Source organism: Paenibacillus sp. W2I17, from assembly GCF_030815985.1.
Classification (GTDB): domain Bacteria; phylum Bacillota; class Bacilli; order Paenibacillales; family Paenibacillaceae; genus Paenibacillus.
This window is the reverse complement of the sequence record NZ_JAUSXM010000001.1, coordinates 3,023,836-3,043,830: the sequence shown is the minus strand read 5'-3', so window position 1 is coordinate 3,043,830 and position 19,995 is coordinate 3,023,836. Positions and strand designations below refer to the sequence as shown.

The 19,995-nt window shown below is 47.8% G+C and carries 15 protein-coding genes and 1 pseudogene; 9 read left to right on the top strand and 7 right to left on the bottom strand.

Going from position 1 to position 19,995, the window contains the following annotated elements; translation table 11 throughout:
• Nucleotides 1–43: 43 nt before the first annotated feature.
• Nucleotides 44–877 (bottom strand): ABC transporter permease subunit, encoded by an 834-nt coding sequence (locus tag QF041_RS13620; RefSeq protein WP_047842007.1) that lies wholly within the window; start codon nt 875–877, stop codon nt 44–46.
• The gene (locus QF041_RS13615; protein ID WP_307414566.1) at nt 870–1,775 is read right to left on the bottom strand and encodes an ABC transporter ATP-binding protein; all 906 of its coding nucleotides are present in this window, start codon (nt 1,773–1,775) and stop codon (nt 870–872) included. Before QF041_RS13615 ends, QF041_RS13620 begins: the two co-directional genes overlap by 8 nt.
• A 445-nt stretch (nt 1,776–2,220) precedes the next feature.
• Between QF041_RS13615 and QF041_RS13610 the strand changes: the two are divergent.
• From QF041_RS13610 to QF041_RS13600, 3 genes and pseudogenes are all read left to right on the top strand, one after another.
• Nucleotides 2,221–4,056, top strand: a pseudogene (locus QF041_RS13610) (HSP90 family protein).
• The gene (locus tag QF041_RS13605) at nt 4,056–4,871 is read left to right on the top strand and encodes a hypothetical protein (RefSeq protein ID WP_307414565.1); all 816 of its coding nucleotides are present in this window, start codon (nt 4,056–4,058) and stop codon (nt 4,869–4,871) included. Before QF041_RS13610 ends, QF041_RS13605 begins: the two are co-directional and overlap by 1 nt.
• Nucleotides 4,858–5,106, top strand: a complete 249-nt coding sequence (locus tag QF041_RS13600) for a hypothetical protein (RefSeq protein WP_307414564.1) — start codon at nt 4,858–4,860, stop codon at nt 5,104–5,106. Before QF041_RS13605 ends, QF041_RS13600 begins: the two co-directional genes overlap by 14 nt.
• 152 nt (nt 5,107–5,258) lie before the next feature.
• Here QF041_RS13600 and QF041_RS13595 read toward each other — a convergent pair whose 3' ends face one another.
• The 4 genes from QF041_RS13595 to QF041_RS13580 all read right to left on the bottom strand — a co-directional run bounded on the left by QF041_RS13595 (nt 5,259) and on the right by QF041_RS13580 (nt 9,923).
• On the bottom strand, nt 5,259–7,466 hold the full coding sequence (locus QF041_RS13595) for a serine hydrolase domain-containing protein (protein WP_307414563.1): 2,208 nt from the start codon (nt 7,464–7,466) through the stop codon (nt 5,259–5,261).
• Between the two features lie 50 nt (nt 7,467–7,516).
• A complete protein-coding gene (locus QF041_RS13590) occupies nt 7,517–8,287 on the bottom strand; it encodes a DUF3169 family protein (RefSeq protein ID WP_307414562.1) in 771 nt (256 codons plus the stop codon).
• A gap of 1 nt (nt 8,288) precedes the next feature.
• Nucleotides 8,289–8,498, bottom strand: a complete 210-nt coding sequence (locus QF041_RS13585; RefSeq protein ID WP_036669037.1) for a helix-turn-helix transcriptional regulator — start codon at nt 8,496–8,498, stop codon at nt 8,289–8,291.
• 174 nt (nt 8,499–8,672) lie between these two features.
• Nucleotides 8,673–9,923, bottom strand: a complete 1,251-nt coding sequence (locus QF041_RS13580) for an MDR family MFS transporter (RefSeq protein WP_307414561.1) — start codon at nt 9,921–9,923, stop codon at nt 8,673–8,675.
• A gap of 123 nt (nt 9,924–10,046) precedes the next feature.
• Between QF041_RS13580 and QF041_RS13575 the strand changes: the two genes are divergently transcribed.
• Nucleotides 10,047–11,930 carry an ABC transporter substrate-binding protein gene (locus QF041_RS13575; RefSeq protein ID WP_307414560.1) on the top strand — a complete coding sequence of 628 codons (1,884 nt, stop codon included), beginning with the start codon at nt 10,047–10,049 and terminating at the stop codon, nt 11,928–11,930.
• Between the two features lie 54 nt (nt 11,931–11,984).
• Here the strand turns inward: QF041_RS13575 and QF041_RS13570 are convergent, their stop codons facing one another.
• On the bottom strand, nt 11,985–13,478 hold the full coding sequence (locus QF041_RS13570) for a serine hydrolase (RefSeq protein ID WP_307414559.1): 1,494 nt from the start codon (nt 13,476–13,478) through the stop codon (nt 11,985–11,987).
• A 248-nt stretch (nt 13,479–13,726) separates the two neighbouring features.
• Between QF041_RS13570 and QF041_RS13565 the strand changes: the two genes are divergently transcribed.
• The 5 genes from QF041_RS13565 (at nt 13,727) to QF041_RS13545 (ending at nt 19,830) form a co-directional block, all read left to right on the top strand.
• Nucleotides 13,727–14,926 carry an outer membrane lipoprotein-sorting protein gene (locus QF041_RS13565; protein WP_307414558.1) on the top strand — a complete coding sequence of 400 codons (1,200 nt, stop codon included), beginning with the start codon at nt 13,727–13,729 and terminating at the stop codon, nt 14,924–14,926.
• 395 nt (nt 14,927–15,321) lie between these two features.
• Nucleotides 15,322–16,509 carry an alanine racemase gene (alr, locus tag QF041_RS13560; RefSeq protein WP_307414557.1) on the top strand — a complete coding sequence of 396 codons (1,188 nt, stop codon included), beginning with the start codon at nt 15,322–15,324 and terminating at the stop codon, nt 16,507–16,509.
• A 260-nt stretch (nt 16,510–16,769) separates the two neighbouring features.
• Nucleotides 16,770–17,051, top strand: a complete 282-nt coding sequence (locus tag QF041_RS13555) for a CopG family ribbon-helix-helix protein (RefSeq protein WP_017690037.1) — start codon at nt 16,770–16,772, stop codon at nt 17,049–17,051.
• A 3-nt stretch (nt 17,052–17,054) separates the two neighbouring features.
• Nucleotides 17,055–17,405 carry a type II toxin-antitoxin system PemK/MazF family toxin gene (locus tag QF041_RS13550; protein ID WP_024630714.1) on the top strand — a complete coding sequence of 117 codons (351 nt, stop codon included), beginning with the start codon at nt 17,055–17,057 and terminating at the stop codon, nt 17,403–17,405.
• Nucleotides 17,406–17,640: 235 nt separating this feature from the next.
• Nucleotides 17,641–19,830: an alpha-galactosidase gene (locus QF041_RS13545; protein WP_307414556.1), complete on the top strand. Its 2,190-nt coding sequence runs from the start codon at nt 17,641–17,643 to the stop codon at nt 19,828–19,830.
• Nucleotides 19,831–19,995 lie beyond the last annotated feature (165 nt).

The following is a 19,995-nucleotide window of genomic DNA, read 5'->3' as shown; positions in this document are numbered from 1 at the left end:
GACAGTGTAGATTGTTGAATTTCGTCGCTACACTCCACATCATTCAGATCTGACTTTCCGCCAGTTGCTGACGACTATTCCACGACGTGACCAGACGAAGAAGAACCACACTTATGAGCAGGAGCACTGCTCCAATCATGACTAACATCCAAGGACCAATCAGCAACATGCCACTGGCTTGACCAGCGACTAAGGCGATGAGGGGAAGGACAATTAATCCGCCGAGTTGATAGGCTTCCTGGAATCCACGGACCTTGGCCGAGATCAGGACGTTTAATAAAATGACCATAAGACTGCAAGCGGGAACAACCCACACCACAAGTATGATCCAGTTCAGATTGGGAAACATCAACGTTCCAAACATGGGGTACATCAGAATATTGGCAATGATTCCGTAGATCAGGAAAGTAACCCAGGATAATAGAATGGAAGGGATCAGGGCAGCTAGCACTTTACCTTTAAAAAGAGTGTCCATACTTATCGGTGTGAACAACAATCCTTCCAGCGTCTTACGTTCCTTCTCACCAGCGAAACTATTGGCCGTCAGAATACTGGAGGCCATTACCGGAATGATGAGAAACAAGGGAGCGAACATATACATGGCCAAGTAATAGACAATACGATGATTATCTGTAGGCATGGAAGCAAGCTGAGGAATCTGTCCACCATGGGTTAACGCATCCAATGATTCGAGTAGAAAGCTGATGTTGCCCAGAGAACGAAGTTCCATTCTGGAGGCCGCCCACAGAAGGGCGGAGGGCATGATGATTCCAATAATCAGTGGAACGATCAACATGGGCAACCAGAGCTGAATGCTGGCTGTGACGGACCGGATATCTTTACGTACCAGTGCACGTATGGCTTGGCGGTTATTCATGGTGGTGTGTCTCCCTTATGGCAAAATAGATACTTTCCAGATCACTGCCCGTGATGCGGGCCTGATAGACTTGACCATGCTGCGTTAATTGTCTTAGCAGTAATGGAATATCTTCACGCGATGTAAGCTGAAATACTGCTTGATGTGCGGAGATTATTTCAGGTGTAAAGTCGGTTGCCGTGTGCCATCCTTCTGGCATGTCGGCTTCTACTTCGAGCTTCGGAGTGGACAGGTACCGGCTAACAATCTCCTGTTCCGTGCCTTCCTCCACGATGCGCCCCTTTTCCATGAAAATATAATGATCACAGACGGCTGACAGTTGGGACAGCACATGGGATGAGACCAGGATTGTCATCTTTTCTTCCTTATTTAACTGACGGATAATGCGTAGCACCATCTGAATTCCATCCGGATCCAGGCCATTGGTGGGCTCATCCAGAAACAGGATGGAAGGACGGTGCAAGAGTACTCGTGCAAGGCCCAAGCGTTTCTTCATGCCTGTGCTATAGGTGCCGACTTTTCGATGCTGATAATCCTGCAACTCGAACAGAGTTACAAGCTCGTCGATTCGTTTCTTGGCATGCTTCAGGCCAAAAACATCTGCGAAGAAAGTCAGATTGTCACGCCCGCTCATATTTTCATATAATCCACTTTGCTCGGTAAGAGTGCCACACATGGCAAGTACTTTCTCTGCCTCACAAGCGGCGTCCAATCCGTTAATGGTTACCTGTCCACCGGAAGCGCCCAAGACCCCATTCATGATACGGATCAGTGTGGTTTTGCCCGAACCGTTGGGCCCAATCAACCCGGTGACACTGCCTTGTTTAACTGTGAAACTGACATCATGCAGTGCTTGATGCACCTTGAATTGCTTGGATATGTTGCGTACTTCGATCATGTATATTCACCGTCCGATCTGAGTTTGGAGATTATACGTGTGGTAGGCTGATATCGTTCAAATGGACGACAAAAAAGATCTATTCCTCCTTCAATAGTCCCGAATGTAGGATGCACATTTACCCTGAAGTCTGCCTGAAATCGGGTCTCAGGTTTGTTTTCACTCTGCCTTGTAACATGTATCCTTATTTTAGGGTAGAACATCCGTTTCATTGCTATTCATAACGTGGTAATGAAAGATAAGGCCATACGTCTCATGAATGCCTGAAATATGCATATAACGCCGGTCTTGGTTATCCAGGGCCGGCTTGACGTGATGTTTTGGCGTGCCTGTCACGGGGAACGTCTGTTTCTAACGATTACATAATGAATTCGTCTAACACATCCATATGAATACATCGTATGGGTACATATTGTGTTTGGACGTAGAGGAAGGTGAGTGAGTCATGACAGCATCCAATGAATATCGTTTTCAAGTGAACCTGAGCGGGATGATCCAGATTTTATCCAACCATCTATATAGCAGTCCTAAAGTGTTCTTGCGAGAACTGATGCAGAATGCGACGGATGCGATTACCGCACGAACGGAGGCGGAGTCAGGGTATCAGGGTGAAGTGCGTGTTGAACTGACGGGAACAGGTGAGCAATTGACCATGATGGTGGAGGACAACGGCATCGGCTTGACTGAAGCTGACATCCATGAATTCCTGGCCATGATTGGACAATCCTCGAAGAGGGGGCAGCAAGCTCTGCTGGATGGAGAGACGTCCTTTATCGGACGTTTTGGGATCGGGTTGTTATCCTGTTTCATGGTGAGTCATGAAATTGTCATGCTGACGCAATCCGCGAAGGGTGGACCTTCGATGGAGTGGCGGGGCAAGCCGGATGGCACCTATACGATTCGACAGTTGGACACACAGCTGTCCCCGGGGACCAAAGTATATCTGCGTTGCACACCGGACGCGGCGCACTACTTTGAACCAGAGTATGTGAAAGAAGCTCTGTTCTATTACGGAGCATTATTGCCATATCCGGTCACGCTGTATCATGACGGCGCGCAACATGTGGTGAATAGCGAGACACCGATCTGGCTGATGGACCCTGCACTCGCACGTTCACGCAGAGCGGAGGTATTGGCTTTTGGTGAACGTCTGCTTGGCGAGCAGTTCCAGGACTTCATTCCGTTGACAACGGCTTCAGGCCGTACCGGGGGGATTGCTTTTGTACTGCCACACGCGGTTAATCTGAATGCCAAGCGTTCTCATCGGGTTTACTTGAAGCGAATGCTGATTTCGGAGAAGGCCGAGAACATTTTGCCAGAGTGGGCTTTCTTCGTGAAATGCCTGATCTGGACAGATGAGCTTCAACCGACGGCATCACGGGAACATTTTTATGAAAATGAAAAGCTGGAGGAAGTTCGCTCCGAACTCGGAGACGCGCTTCGCAAGGGACTGGCCGATATGGCTGAGAGCCAGACGGAACGGCTACAGAAGCTGATTCGCCTGCATGCTCTGTCCATGAAGGCATTGGCTGTGCAGGATCAGGCATTCTACGCGATGATTCATCGCTGGCTGCCTTTTGAGAGCACGAGGGGTCACCGTGAACTGGGTGAGTTAATTGATGAAGGAGAGACATTGTATTTCACGTCCTCTGTTGATGAGTACCGTCAGATTCATCATGTGGCATCCGCACAATCGATGCTGGTGATTAACGGTGGGTACATCTATGACAGCGAGTTGATGGCTACACTGCCGATGACCGTGCACAACGTACACACGGAGCGGCTACAGCCGGATCAGGTTTCGATGAGTTTCACCGATGTGCCACCCGCTGAGCGTAATCAGTATTATGATGCGTTGCGACTGGCCGATTCTGCCTTACAGCGCTTCCGTTGTCGGGCTGAGGTGAAAGGTTTTAAACCTTAGGATCTGCCGGTGTTGTTCACGCTGTCTCAGGAATCCTCAACACTTCGTGCGCTTGAAAAAGCAAGCGAGGAGAGCACGGAATTGTTCTCGTCTGTTCTGGGTTCATTGTCTTCTGGCATGAGTTCAGCAGGGTACTCAACCTTGTATTTGAACGTGAGTAATCCGATCATTCAGCGGGTACTGACATCACCGGATGACCAGATGACACCGATTGCCATCGAAATGTTATACGTCAATGCACTGATGATGGGGCATTATGCCATGAGCAAGCAGGAGCTTGAAGTGTTAAATCAGGGCATTGTTCGTTTTATTGATTGGGGTTTGCGTGCAAATACAGACCGTAAGGGGGAAGCCTGATGAAGACAGAGATGGATTTTGAAGAACTGATGGACGAGGCCTATGGTTTGCCCAATGGTCCGGCGAAGCTTGGTATGCTGGAGGAAGCGGCAAGAGTTGCCGATGTGAACGGCATGGAGGAAGAGGCATACGAAGCAAGATCGGAGATTGTGGAGACAGCAACATTTTGCGGTTATCCGATGAAAGCGCTGATTGCTTTTTCCTGGCAGCTGGGCAAGTTCGACCAACAGCCCGAAGAATATGATGAAGAAACGTTGATGTGGTCGTACAAATGGATATTGGGCAAGATGCCCGACTTCCCGGAAATATCACGTGAGAAGATCCTGGTGCTGTTGGAGGATTTCGGACGGCGTTTCAAGTCCTACGGTTACAGCGAACGCTCCTACTGGTATTATCGGTTCCGGATCTTTATGGATTTTGGGGAGCTGGAGGAAGCGGGACGCAGTTATGATCGATTCAGAACGATGGATCGTGACTTTATGAGTGACTGCGAAGCCTGTGAGCAGGATGAGATCATGCGATATTTCTTGTTAAAAGGAGACGATGAGAAGGTGTTGGAGGCGGCACAGCCTATCCTGAAAGGGCGTATGAGCTGTGCAGAGATTCCGCATCTGACTTTGTCTGAAATTTTGATGCCGCTATATCGACTGGGACGGACTGCGGAAGCAGATAAACATCAGACCAAAGGATATCGCCTGATTAAAGGCCAGAACGATTTTGTGCAGAGTTTTGCGGAGCAGATGGATTATCTCACACGTACGAATCCGGCAAAAGGCATTGATGTGCTGGAGGAAAACACTGGTGTTTGCTGCTGATCATGAAGATCCTTACGCCAAAATGTTGTTTTATGCCAGAGCAGCATCGTTGCTTCGCCGCTGGGTGGAAGAATCTCCAGAATACCGATTGCGTCTGCCAGCATCCTTCCCGTATGAAGGTGACCCGGGCGACCTGCTCAAGCTGGCCGATTACTTTGCGGAGCATGCTCAGACCGCTGCAGCCAAGTTTGATCAGCGCAACGGGAACCTCCATGTATCTTCGTTGATCGAATAGAGACGGATATAACTGAGTAACAGATCGCTATAATAAGTTATGAAAAGTAACGAAACAGGCTTGTTCAAGAAGGATCGTATCCTTCTGAACAAGCCTGTTTTTTCTTGCATCATAAGCATGAACAATCTAATCGATATGAAGATGTTTTATTTTTATTGTGCTGAAGTCACAGAAGGGACCGGCGCTGGTACTGGAACCGGTGCAGTTTCAGATGTCTCCTCTGCAGCTTCGGCTTCTTCAGCAGGTTCTGCTTGCGGCTGCTGAGCAGCCATCAGTTCAGCGACGATTTGATCTGTTGGCTGGGTAAGCAGCGCATACATGATCGCAGCCTCTTCCTGACGAATCAGAGGTTTGCGGGAAAGGAAATCAACAGAACCATCCTCCAGTACCTTTACCTCGGGTCCGTGGATACCGAGCGTATACATCATCTGAATGGCTGGTACAGCCCATGCATCTGTGTGCCCCGCAAGTTTCACATTATTGAACAGTTCGCTAGGATATTGCAGTTGCATAATTCTCCACATCATGACCATGGCTTCCTGTCGGATAATCACTTGATCCGGCTTAAACTGCTGTTCGTCCGTGCCAGTAATCATACCCAACTCATATCCGAGTTGAATATATCCAGCCGCTGTATGGTCTGCCCAGTCGGTGCCAGCAGGAGGCGTAGTTTTGCTAGGCTTCAATCCACTCAGTTTAAGGGTGTTCTCAATAAATTCAGCTCGTGTCACACCTGTTTTTGGTTGGAAAGACTTGTTGCCATCATTCTCATAATATCCAAGAGATTGTATGGCGTAGATGGCTTCAGCATAAGGACTGTTCTCACGAACATCCCGGAAGCCCATAGGCTTTTGACCTTTTTTCTCATAGCCCATAGGGTTGAGGTAAGGTTCTTTCATGTATGTGGTGCCATCTGCATATTCTTTGAATGCTGTGAATTGACCAGTCAATTCATCTTTGAAGAGATTATCCTCCACTTGAATCAGGTTACGTTGACCCAGGAATACATCGTTAATACTTAGTTGTCCTGGCTTATCCCCGCCACCTTTCAAGGAACTTACAATCGTGCTAAGTCGAAGATCCGCGTACAATCCGGTGAAGCGTTGCAGCTCAGCTGCGGATTGCGGCGTGTATTCCTTGAACTGTACAGGCTCTGCATATTCCGGGAAGAAGCTCTGGATGAATGCAGGGTAGAACAGATTACGAAGTGCTCCATTTTGATTATACGTCAGGAAAACGCCTGTATTTTGCTCGGGAATAAGGAAGAGATAAGAGCTGAATCCGTTCAGGTCGCCTCCTTTTGTAATAACTTTTGGACTACTTCCTGCTCCGGGAAGCTGAAATGCAGCTTCGAATCCATACGTCGTGTTTGGTAACAGTGGGTGAATGGAAGAACGATACTGTTCCATGCTTTTCACCGTGGATTCCTTGAGAATCCGCTCGTTGTCTTTCACGCCATCATTCAGAAACGCAATCATGAACTTCCCGATGTCCTCAGCGGTAGACAACATGCCACCTTGAGGCATTGGTGTTGGAGAGATGGTGTACAGATCAAGCGGATTGTGTGCCGCATCATAGCCTGTAGCCAGCTGCTTTTGGAACTTTTTGTCCAGCATGAAACTGCTGTTATTCATTCCCAACGGTTTGAAGATATGTTGTTGCATGTAGGATTCAAAAGGCTCGCCGCTTACATTCTCAACAATCATGCCAAGCAGCAAAAATGAGAAATTATCGTACATGTAGGCGCTACCAGGCTCTCGAACGACAGGAGGCATATGTTGCTGTGCGTAATCCTCCATCGCTATGTACTTGTCAAAATCAGTATGGATGTCTTCCTGCTGCGGATCGCGGATCTCGAATCCGGTCGTGTGTGTGAGCAGGTTCTCCACAGTTACAGGTTTGTCAAAAGGATTATCGAATTCAAGCCCTTTCACATAGGTCTGAAAATCAGCTTGCAGATCAACCTTGCCTTGCTCCACCAGCTGCATTACAGCTGCTGACGTGAACGTTTTGGAGACAGAGGCTACACGGAAGGCCGTATTTTTCGGATCGATAGGTGTTTTGCTCTCCACATCAGAAAAGCCATATCCTTTTTCCGCCAGTACTTTGCCATCTTTCACAACAACCACGGAGGCTCCCACATAATGGGGCTTTGCCTCAGGTGAATCGAAGAATGAATCCAAAAATGCTGTAGCTGATTCGGTTGTCAGCGCTTTCGTCTTTCCTTGTTCAGCAGCTACTGGAGTCGTGGTCTCCGCCTGAACTGCGGGTACCGACAGACTGAGAGACAGAACCACCGCCATAAAAGCTCCTGTTAGGGAGGTGAACCTGAAACGGGTCTTTCGTTTGGATAAATGCATGCAAACACTCCTTTATGAAAATATTTACAAAATAGTTACCTACCCATGTATTACTGATTACTCGCACGATAGGTTTCACGATAATAGATTCCGATGTTGGCAATCCAGATCACAGAGAGCATTACAATTGGGAATGGAGCAAAGGTAAAGAGCATCGAATATAGAACCATAGAGACCATTCCAACACCAAGAAGTACATTCATCATCTGAAAAGAACGATAGGCTGCGCGATACACGATCCATTTCTCACCTTCATCTAGTTTCTCGAAGTGATCTTTTTTCATATTGCGCGAGTTCAGATCCAGAGTGCGTTCAGGATAATAACGGTTGTATCGCTTCACAGTCAGAGTTTGCACGACCACGACGATGATAATAGAGGTACATGAAGCAACGAGATTCAAGAGGTTGAACAGCTCTGGAGAATTCGGCATGGTTCGGTTGGATGCATACAAGGACAAGGCAAGTGCTGCCCAGGTAAACGTAAGAATAACGCTGAATCCGCTGAGGATCATCGCTTTTCCGAGGGAACGCTCTGCGGGAGAGATGAGTGAATCGGAATCTCCATAAGCATCATCTTCCATGGGAGGGACAGATGGCGTGCGGGAGAGACTGAAGATGTTCCACACCGTCATAACTACCACAAGAGCCGCCAGTATTGCGAATAAAAGATCATAGTCATAATACACGGACAGCGTCCAGTTCAAGTCAGAAGGGAGTTTACTGACTCCGCTAGCTCCGAGAAAACCAACTACAGCGCCACCTGCTGCATACAAGGGAAGACGCAACCGCTTTTTGATGGACGAGGATGATGAATTTTTCATTTTAATCTCCACCTTTCAGTTCAAAGATTTTTTCGACAGGTTCACGAAAGACATGTGCTATTTTTAGTGCCAGAACGACCGACGGAGAGTAATCTCCACGCTCAATCAGGGCAATGGTTTGACGGGATGCACCAATGAGTTTGGCCAGTTCTGCTTGGGATATCCGGTCTCTGGCTCGTAACTCCCGAACGTGATTGTGTAATTCTTCCACTTGCTCACCTCCATGAACCTAATGTATATGATATTTGACTAAATGTAAACTATAATATACAAAATGTTTATGATCATTTACTTCTAAACGTTGATAACGGGCATGGAAAAGAGAGCCTGCAGGGCTCCCTTGGATGATTATTTTGTTGTCGGAAAAGTTGTCGGAAAAGTGAAATCAAGATGCATCTGCACACGGCAGATGTTGATTCTGTTCCTCTGCCTTCCGAAATAACTTTCGGAAAAAGATGAGCGCTCCAAGCCCCATCAGGACATACAGACCAGCCATCGCATAGGAGGGCAGAAAGGCTCCAATGGTTAACCCGAGACTGCCGAGAAGGGCAGCAACGTTGTAACTCAACCCGTCAGCAGCCATATAGGCAGCACGGTCCGAATCTGGAATCATACCCGCGAGCATGACCTGACGAACAGGGGCGTACATCAATTCTCCAATGGTTAGCAATATAGCGGATGAGATGAGTAACCAGGCCCAGTTGCTGAAAGCAAGTACGGTGAAACCTGCGGTGTAGAGGAGCATACCAACAGTCATAATAGATCGGGACTGGAAGCGACCTATCCATCTGGAGAATGGAATGGCAACCAAGGCAACCATTACGGTGTTGATGACCATGATCAGGCTGAACATATGCAGACCTGAGACATCTGAGCCGAACAGTTGGGCGGTGAATTCATTTTTTAGACGAACAGCGATGTATTTATCCAACTGAAATTCCAGGGAGACTGCAAGTACAGTAGCCGTGAAAAATATCATGAAACGTTTGTCCTGAAAGACTGCCCAGTACGTTTTCAGTATGTTCCTCTGGATGGGGGCATCGTCATAACCAAATACACGTTTATCCATTGTTTCACGAATCATAAAGATCAAAATAAACAGGGTAGCTAGGCTTTCAAGGCATACCAGACTGAACAATAGGAAACGAAATGATTCGAAAAATAGTCCGCCCATCAGAGCGCCAAAGGTTACAGCAACGTTTGTTGTCCAATATTGCAATCCATATACATAATGACGTTCATGTTCACTGCTCACGTCGACAATCATGGCATTAGCAATCGGCACGGTGATCCCTGAACTGAGACTGCTGAGCAGAAACATGAGACAAGTGACGATGATCGAATCCATCCACGGCGAGTTGGCGATGGCTAAGCCGAGTAGAGCCACGACCTGGAGACTTTGTGCGATCACCATCAATTTCTTCCGTCCAATCCGGTCAGACCAATATCCTGCCCACAATCCCACAATCATGGACGCCACAATATTGACAGTCAATAACAACCCCGCCAAACCTGCGCCAATCTGAATACTCAGATAGATCGCCATGAATGGAATGATGGACTTTTGGGTCAGATCGGTGAAAAAATCAGTAATGATACGTATCCTGATGTTAGGGTGCAGATCGGCGTATTTCATAAGTCGTTTTTCTTCCTTCCCACTGGTCATGTTGATGTAACTGAGTATAATGGAGGAAAACCTGAAGAAAAACTGTAGAAGCATCCGGATAGATTTCGTATTTTAGCAGAAGGTAGGGCATATATGGACGTATCAGAACATTACATTCAACTGCGAGTAAACTTTCCACATGTGCAAGATGAACAAGAAGTACATACGACGATAGGTGAACTTGCCGATCTATTATGTTGTACCATGCGCAATATGAACCTTATTATGAACAAATTCAAGGAGAACGGATGGGTCAGGTGGAACCCGCAACGCGGAAGAAGCAAAAAATCGATGCTGGTATTTTGTGTCCCGTTGCTTGAAGTGGCGCGTGAACGATTTGACCATCTCCTGGATGGGAACAGGATGGAGGATGCCTATGAACTGGCCACCACCTTGCCAATTACGATGAGAGAACATCTGATGCAACAAATGCAGCATCAATTCGGTCTGCGTTCGAATGGAGGGGACAGAGGACGAGTGGATACATTGCGGATTCCACGGAATATCCCTTTTAAGACATTGGATCCCACGCAGACGGCCATGTGGGGAGAAGTTTTTATTGTTGCGGAGGTTTTTGATCGTTTGGTTCGTTATAATGCTGAACACCAGGTCTGTGAACCGAGTCTTGCTGTGGCATGGGAGAGTCATTCAGAGGGGAGTGAATGGACTTTTTATCTGCACAAAGGTATACCCTTTCATCATGGCAGAATATTGGATTCAGAGGACGTGAAGTTTACCTTTGATCGCATTATCTCTGACAAGAGTAACCCGTGCAGGCCTCTGTTTGGATCTATTGAGCGCGTAGAGACGTTGGACGAATTGACTGTACGTTTTGTGTTAAACAAGCCTAACTTCATGTTCCCGGATCTGATGAGCAGTATGTCTGCATCGATCTTGCCGAGACATGTGGAGATGAATCCGCTCCATCCGATTGGAACAGGACCTTATCGGTTGACGCGTCATGATTCCAAGCTACTTGTGTTGGAAGTATTCCCTTCCTACTTCCGAGGCCGAGCCTATATTGACCGCGTTGAAATATGGCAACTTCCCCATTCTGGGAGGGTGGAGTCCGTCATCAAGCATAATATATTTCCGGATGCGGAGCCTCGTGCCGTGCAGCATGAGATGCAGGGTGGCATGTATATGACGTTTAATATGCAAAAGGAAGGGCCACAGCATGATGTGAATTTTCGCCGGGCTGTTCAACAGCTATTGAATGCGCAAGAGTTGTCGCAAGCGCTCGGAAGCACGAACACGCAGGCTGCTTATAGTCTGATTCGAGGACGAGTACAGCAACCTTTAAAGGTGGGTTCAGATCAAGGGGAGCCATGGAAACAGCAATCGGAACAACCGGATGGTTCGGTCACACCTGTACCTGAACTTTCCGTGGAGACCTCACTGGCGCGGGCCTCAGCATTATTGCGTCATAGCTCGTATCAAGGGCAGAGTTTAAGTCTGTGGGTGGAAGAAGGCGAGAAGATGGAGGCAGATATGGTCTGGTTTGCAGAGAGAAGTAAACAGATTGGCCTACATATCAACATTATGCAGGGAGATCCGATCCATGCAGTCTATCAAGATGGGTTCGGGGATTGTGATCTGATCTATACAGGAGAAATCTTCAATGATCATGTCGTGCTGAGTCTCGTGACGATGTACACCTTCCAGAACACATTATTCCTGATTGCGATGAATGATCACTGGAGACATGAACTGGAACAGGAATGTGGACGAGTGGTCATGATCCAGGAACCTGCGGAGCGGTTGAGTAGATTGATTCGGCTAGAAGATCGACTGATTCAGGAGGCGTTGCTTCTGCCCACATACAGCTTCAAGGAAGAACACGCCCATCATGATTCGTTGCGAGATTATCGTCTTGCGGGGTATGGTCTGCCTGATCTGCGCAGATTGTGGGTGAAGAGAAGACCTGGTGCCGAGGAAGAGGATGCGAGTTACCCAGTGTATATTCCGTTGTGGTAGGTAGGAACGACTACCACAACGGAAATGAATCGGGCGTTCACCAGTTCAGATTATTTACGAAACCCTGGTGAATTCAATAGGCTTTGTACCCGGCTCAAGCAACAAAGGAATGGTGATGGATTGAGCAACTTCTGAAGATTCATTGAGGGTAAACGTATATGTGATCTTCAGACCGAATAACACAAATTCGACGGAAAACGTATCTTTCCCGGTGTATTCCATGGGCATTTCGATGGCGTTAAAGGTTGCTTGTAACCCGTCCGATGTTTCCTTAATAGACATCTCGCCATAACCAGGATGCGTGTAAATACCCGCATAAGTGGTGAGAGGACGATCACAAGGAGCGACATGAGGTTCTTCAACTTTTTCCTCAACGGCAGAGTCTGGCTGAATAGGTACTTCCAGAGGATTCTCCGGATTAGCCTCCGTTTCTGCTGATTCTTTCCCCATTAATTTGCTCAATTTGGAACTCCAATTGACGGGCTCCAATCCAAGCAGTTGATCCATGATATGAAAAGCAACCGTATACGGAATTATACTTCCGTTGGTATTGCTCAGAACCACGATTCCAATCTGTTCCTCTGGCAAAAAGGCAACTTGTGATGCAAAGCCATCAATAGCCCCACCATGATGAATCATGGCATGTCCACGATAAGGCTCAATCATCCAACCCAGACCATATGTACTCATAGGCAGTTCTTGGCTTATGAATGGCGAATCACTAGGCATCTGAGGACTATGCATAATCTTCATCTGTTCTTTAGATATCAATGACGTTCCTTCCCATTGACCTTGATGCAGCTGGAATTGAAGCCATGCAATCATATCGGCTAGATTGCTGTTAATGGAACCAGCAGGTCCTATGGCATCAATGGCTCGAAAAGGTATTCTCGTATTCTGACCATCCTTCTCCATATAAGGGTAAGCATAGTCAGGCTGAAGTTGCATTTCTTCAACAGAGAACAGACTTGAGTTCATACCCAGCGGATTAAATAGGGTCTTCTGAACCATCTGCTCCCACGAAGTTTCATTGAGCTGTCCAACCAGATAACCTGCCGTCATGTACATCAGGTTCTGATACTGCCATTTGTTTCGGAAATCCTGATTTGGCTCCAGATACTGTAATGTTCGAACAAGTTCTTCTCTTGTACGCGGGGAGTTGTACCATACCAACTCATGCCTTGGAAGACCGGAACGATGACAGAGCATGTCGCGAATAGTTATACGTTCTGTTGCGACCGGATCAAACATCTTGAAGTCTTTCATATACGACTTCACAGGGGTATCCCAGTCCAGTATCCCCTGATCCACAAGCAGAGCAGCAGTTGCTGCGGTAAAGGCTTTGGTACTTGAACCGATGGCAAACAACGTATTAGGGGTAACTTCAAGTTTGGACTCCAGGTCACGATAACCGTAGCCTTTTTGCCAGACGACTTCATCCTTATGGACCACCGCCACCGCTGTGCCGACACCATTCCATAATTGAAGCTGCTCGTCGATGAATTCATCCAGTCCTTCCAGTGATGTGCGAAGCTTTGTTGTCGTCATACCTTTTCCTCCTAATATTCAATAAAACGAATAATCTCCTACAATTCACTATGCCTTTTCTGGATAAAGTTAACATCCTCCCTGAGACTGATTTTGTGTAGCAATGCCGTATTAACGGACTTCACCGATTGCTTGTCAAACTAGTCCGCATATATCGAACAAGTCCCTCATAACATGTACTAATCAAGTAGGGGTTCTGCTGCAAGCACAATCCTGAAGTGAAAACATGTGCTAAAGGGGATGATGTCATGCGCCGAATATCATGGATGCTTGCCATGGTATTGGTCTTATCGGTCTTGCTTGCCGCCTGCGGGAAGAAGGATGCGGCAGCTGTGGTCAAAGATCTGAACGAAGTCGTAGGAGAGATGGAAAGTTACCAGGGGGCAGGCGTGATGACGCTGCATACCGGAGATACGCCGCAGCAGTACAAGGTCGAGGTATGGCATCAGAAGCCTTCCTATTATCGTATTGCGTTAACGAATGCCAAAAAGGATGTAACACAGATTGTACTGCGTAACGATGAAGGTGTGTTTGTTCTGACGCCAAGCCAGAACAAAAGCTTCCGTTTTCAGAGCAATTGGCCAGATAATCAGGGACAGGTATATCTCTATGAAACATTGATTCGGAGCATTACGGGGGATACAACCCGCCAGTTTGCGGATGAGAAGGAGAGCTATGTATTTGATGTAGCTGCCAATTATAATACACACGCACTTGTCAGACAGAAAATCTGGCTGAACAAAAGCGATTATGCACCTAAACAGGTGGAGGTATCCGACTCCAATGCCAATGTTGTAGTCGATGTGAAATTTGACTCCTTCAAATTCGGGACTGAATTTGAGAAAGATGCCTTTGATATGCAACGTAACATGACAGCCGCTACAGAAGAAGGCGGTAAAACAGGGACGGACTCCGGTGTGACTCCTGTGGAACAAACCGGTAATGAGGGCGGTAAAGAACCTGCCAATCCTCAGACTGCGCCTGAACCTGACGGAGCTGTCACTGATGGACAGACGGGTGTAGGTGGGGACACAGAGCAGCAAGGTACAGAAGGTGCTGCAACAGGTCAGGAAGGCGAAGAGCCAACACTCGCAGAACCGGAAGGTGCAGACAGCTTTGGTGTAATTCAGCCGACCTATTCGCCAGAAGGTGTGCAGCTCAAGGATGATCAGATTCTGGAAGAGGCGGGGGACTATTCGGTTATGCTTCGTTATGAAGGAACATATAATTACACGATATTCGAAGCCAGACCGCAGGATCGAGCCGTATCGCTTGCTCCATCCAGTGTAGTGGATCTTGGATTCACACTGGGGATGATCAGCGGAGATGCGTTGCAGACACTGACATGGATGACAGATGGTATAGAGTATCGGATCACCAGTGCAGACCTGCCTCAGAACGAAATGGTACGTATTGCAACATCGATGCAGGAAGAGTCAGGCAAATGATTTTTGAACGAATGAACGAATAGTAGCATAAACATAAGGAATGCTAAGAAGCATCGGAGACCTGTTCTCCGGTGCTTTGCTTTGATGTAAGACAGGTATTCATCTGGCGCCGTTTTTCTTACTCGATACACCCAATAATGCAAAATGCGCTTCTACGCAGAGGGAACCGGGTAAATAATCGATATAAGCAGATTTTGCTGGGGTGGGAAAGTGGAATTTAGCCCTGCCAATCTCGCTTATTGGTCTTCTTCTGTGTTCGCATTTGTTCCTCAAACGGCGCACCTTACATCTGTTTTTGAATGCGAAACTTCGGTTCATTTGACAGTCACATGCTGGAGCATTACGATGGAGTCTGACGTGAGCCGGATTAAGATGATTAGAGAAGGTGACTTAACGTGCAAGGACAATATCGGCCGACCCAAGCGGACATCAATTTGGATCATTTGTGTACTAACGTAGAAGCTTTCCGCGAGGCATTGCCTCAGGGCATGAAATTCCTCGCCTGTGTGAAGGCCAATGCCTATGGACACGGAGCGGTGGAGACGGCCAGAGAACTGGAACGAGTGGGTGTGGATTACTTAAGTGTGGCTTTTCTTGACGAAGCTCTGGAACTGCGACAACATGGGATTACGATTCCAATTCTGGTTTTGGGTTATACGCCGCCTGAAGGGATCGCTGCTGCATGGCAACATGATGTGACCGTCACACTGTTCAGCAGGGAAGTGCTTGACGCCATTCGACATCTGGATGCGAGCACATTCGCTAACCAACTGAAGGTTCATATTAAAATCGACAGCGGCATGGGCCGATTAGGTCTGTTGCCTGGCGATGAGGCATTGGCTTTCATTCAGGAAGTAGCTTCGCTCAATCAGGTGATGCTGGAAGGCATGTTTACCCATTTTGCCAGAGCAGATGAAGAAGACAAAACCTATACACTGGAGCAGTATAGACGGTTCCAAAGCGTGGTTCACGCGCTCAGGGATCAGGGATGTTCCATCCCGATTATACATACGGCGAACAGCGCCGCTGCCATTGATACACCGGAATTGTCCTATGACATGGTACGTGTGGGAATAAGCCTGTACGGACTGTATCCTTCGGCTGAGGTGAATCATCAGGTGGTGAAGCTGTCCCCGGTATTGACGCTGAAGACAAAAGCGGTTCTGGTCAAAACACTGCCACCCCATTGGGGGATCAGTTACGGAACCCGTTATTTTACGCAAGGTTACGAACGAATAGCGACCCTGCCGATCGGATATGCAGACGGATTCTCGAGAATGTTGACAGGTAAAGCACAAGTGCTTGTACGCGGCCGCCGCGTCCCTGTCATCGGTACGATCTGCATGGATCAGTGTATGGTGTCGTTACAATCTTTCGCGGAAGAGGCGGAAGAAATTCAAGTCGGCGAAGAGGTTGTCCTCATCGGTCATCAGTCTGGTGGCGTAATAACCGCAGACGAGGTGGCATCCCAGCTCGGTACGATTGCTTATGAAGTGATCTGCATGATGGCGCACCGCATTCCACGGGTATATACCCGTGGTGGAGCAGTAGTCGCCAGAATCAATCCACTTTTGACATCCTGACAGGTAAACTGGACGTCATTCCCAATAAACTTTTTTTCAGAACAGAAGGAAAACTGTCGGAGCATCTCGAATTATGTATGACGGTAAGGATTTAATTCCTGAATTGAGATGTTTGGTCTGTACGAATATTGTTCCCCGTGTTTATAATGGAGTACAGCATACTTGATATACTCGGGGCATATATATTCCTTTGTATAAAAGTTCTGGAAAAACGTAATACTGGTTCACAATGGCGAAAGGTTTGTGGGGGTGGAAGAAAGGTGGCCAACTTGCAGAACACCAAGCGGATCATGATCAGTTTACCTGATTATCTTTTGCAGGAAGTGGATGGCATCGTAGCGCTGGAGAATTCCAACCGCAGCGAATTGATTAGGCAGGCTATGAAGCTGTATTTAACGGAGCGTAAGAAACGTTACATCCGTGAAACGATGCAGCGAGGGTACATGGAGATGGCAAAAATTAATCTGACCATGGCATCCGAAGCCTTTCATGCGGAGGAAGATGCGGACAGCACTCTGGACCGCTTAGTTAGCGGGGTGTAGACATTGATCGTAAAACGTGGTGACGTTTTTTTTGCGGATCTTTCTCCCGTTGTCGGTTCCGAGCAAGGTGGAGTCAGGCCGGTTCTGGTGATCCAGAATGATATCGGCAACCGGTTCAGTCCAACTTGTATTGTGGCGGCTATCACCGCCCAAATCCAGAAGGCAAAGCTGCCAACGCATGTTGAAATTGATGCGGCGGCACACGGCTTTGACCGGGACTCGGTTATTTTGCTCGAACAAATACGGACGATTGATAAACAGAGGCTGACTGACAAGATTACCCATCTGGACGAGGAGACCATGAAATTGGTCAACGAAGCCTTACAGATCAGCCTTGGTTTAATCGATTTTTAAGGCAGCAACCAGCGTCTTGTACGTTGCCCTGCCGTCCGTTGGCAATGGATGTTCCTGTAAGGGAACACACTGAATTCAGACTGTAACCAAAAGAGCGTATGACATCCTTCGGGCTGTTATGCGCTCTTTTGATTAAAGCTTGATGAAAGCGTAGAACATTGGCGATCTTTTCGCTATAATGAAACCTGAGAAACCGTTTACCCGAAAGACCTATATATAGAGGTGGAGGAGACATATGAGCATTTACATCAATCAGGAGAAACTTCAATTTCATTTACAGACCCGTGAGGCCAGTTACGTATTTCAGGTGCTGCCTTCAGGATATTTGGTGCATTTGTACTATGGCAAAAAATTACGCGACACCGATCTGAGCTGGTTGCATGTACGGACAGAACGAGCGTCTTTTAGCCCTAACCCGGTGCCAGAGGATCGTACGATCTCATTCGATACGTTGCCAGTAGAGTTGCCAGTGTATGGCACGAGTGATTTCCGTAATCCTGCAATCCAATTGGAACTTGAGAATGGCTCAACGGTTTCGGAGTTTACGTATACAGGCCATCGATTGGTCAAAGGAAAGACAGCGCTTACCGGACTGCCAGCAACGTATGTTGAATCCGATGATGAAGCAGAGACGCTGGTTATTGAGTTGGAAGACCGCGTTGCAGGCATCAAAATCGAGCTTTCCTATACAGCCTTTACGGCATTTAATGCGATTACACGCTCCATGCGTATCGTTAATGAGAGCGCTACCTCAGTGAATGTGGTGCGTGCGCTCAGTTCTTCTGTTGATTTCCCGCATGCAGATTATGAATTGTTGCAATTGTCAGGAGCTTGGACACGGGAACGTGATATCGTTCGCAGACCGCTTGCGTCAGGCCTGCAAGGGATTGAGAGCCGTCGCGGTTCAAGCAGTCACCAGCAGAATCCATTTATTGCGCTGATGACACCAGGCACGGATGAAGACCAAGGTGAAGTTTACGGATTCAGTCTCGTTTATAGTGGCAGCTTCACCGCACAGGCTGAAGTGGATCAGTTCCACACCACACGTGTATCGCTCGGGATCAACCCGTTCGAGTTCAGCTGGAAGTTGGAGCCGCAAGAAGCGTTCCAGACACCTGAGACGGTTATGGTGTACTCGGCTGCAGGTTTGGACGGCATGTCACAGTCCTACCACGAATTGTATCGGGAGCGTCTGGCACGCGGAAAATTCCGCAATGCGGAACGTCCGGTTCTGGTCAATAACTGGGAAGCAACCTACTTTGGATTCAATGCAGACAAGATTGAACAGATCGCTCGTGCTGGACAGAAGCTGGGTATTGAGCTGTTTGTCTTGGATGATGGCTGGTTTGGACATCGGGACAGTGACAACTCCTCGCTGGGCGACTGGATTGTAGATAAGAACAAATTGCCACAGGGACTGGATGATCTGGCTAACCGCGTAACAGGTCTGGATATGCAGTTTGGATTGTGGTTTGAGCCTGAGATGATCTCACCAGACAGTGAGCTGTACCGAGCGCACCCGGACTGGTGTCTGCATGTTCCTGATCGTCGCCGGACAGAAGGACGTCAACAACTGGTACTCGACTTCTCTCGTCAGGATGTACGTGATGAGATTGTGCGCATGTTAACAGACGTACTTGGTTCTGCACCAATCACTTATGTGAAATGGGACATGAACCGCAATATGACGGAAGTGGGTTCTGCGTTGCTTCCGGCAGATAGACAGCGTGAGACAGCGCATCGTTACATGCTCGGACTGTATGACGTCATGGAACGAATCACTTCGGCGTTCCCGAACATTCTGTTCGAAAGCTGTTCAGGTGGTGGTGGCCGCTTCGATCCAGGTATGCTGTATTACATGCCACAGACGTGGACAAGTGATAACACGGATGCCATATCTCGCCTGCGGATTCAATACGGTACGAGTCTTGTGTACCCGGTAAGTTCGATGGGATCACATATCTCAGCGGTACCGAATCATCAGGTCAACCGGATCACTTCGCTTGAGATTCGGGGACATGTTGCGATGTCGGGCAACTTCGGGTATGAGCTGGATTTGACGAAATTCACCGAGGAAGAGAACGACATCGTGAAAGCCCAGGTTGAGCTGTACAAGGAGATTCGTGGAACGGTTCAATATGGAACATTCCGTCGCTTGCTCAGTCCGTTTGAAGGCAATGAGACAGCGTGGATGTTTATTGCACCAGACGGAAGCGAAGCCGTGGTATTCTACTTCCGCGTGCTCTCTGAGCCTAATGCGCCACTTCAACGCTTGAAGCTGAAAGGATTGGACCCTAATGCGGATTACCGTCTGAAAGGCGGATCAGAGACCTTTACCGGCGATGCCCTCATGTATGGTGGTATTTCGGTAGGCAGCACATCAGGAGACTATCTGAGCGAGATGTTCCGGTTCGAGCGCGTCTAGACTGCAGTTGCATATAAAGTTTTAAAAAAGGGAGGACCGAGGAGCGTCGTGTTGACGTTTTTCGGTCTTTTTTTGACGTATTGGGGAAGGCTGGAGGATGACATCATTCTGTCAGAACTTGTATGCTTGCGGATTGATGGAAATCTGGACGTGATTCTGTGATAA

Coding starts and splice junctions, on each gene's coding strand:
- QF041_RS13575 (WP_307414560.1), top strand. CDS start 10,047: ATGGACGTATCAGAACATTACATTCAACTGCGAGTAAACTTTCCACAT.
- QF041_RS13595 (WP_307414563.1), bottom strand. CDS start 7,466: ATGCATTTATCCAAACGAAAGACCCGTTTCAGGTTCACCTCCCTAACA.
- QF041_RS13545 (WP_307414556.1), top strand. CDS start 17,641: ATGAGCATTTACATCAATCAGGAGAAACTTCAATTTCATTTACAGACC.
- QF041_RS13605 (WP_307414565.1), top strand. CDS start 4,056: ATGAAGACAGAGATGGATTTTGAAGAACTGATGGACGAGGCCTATGGT.
- QF041_RS13580 (WP_307414561.1), bottom strand. CDS start 9,923: ATGAAATACGCCGATCTGCACCCTAACATCAGGATACGTATCATTACT.
- QF041_RS13620 (WP_047842007.1), bottom strand. CDS start 877: ATGAATAACCGCCAAGCCATACGTGCACTGGTACGTAAAGATATCCGG.
- QF041_RS13615 (WP_307414566.1), bottom strand. CDS start 1,775: ATGATCGAAGTACGCAACATATCCAAGCAATTCAAGGTGCATCAAGCA.
- QF041_RS13565 (WP_307414558.1), top strand. CDS start 13,727: ATGCGCCGAATATCATGGATGCTTGCCATGGTATTGGTCTTATCGGTC.
- QF041_RS13590 (WP_307414562.1), bottom strand. CDS start 8,287: ATGAAAAATTCATCATCCTCGTCCATCAAAAAGCGGTTGCGTCTTCCC.
- QF041_RS13570 (WP_307414559.1), bottom strand. CDS start 13,478: ATGACGACAACAAAGCTTCGCACATCACTGGAAGGACTGGATGAATTC.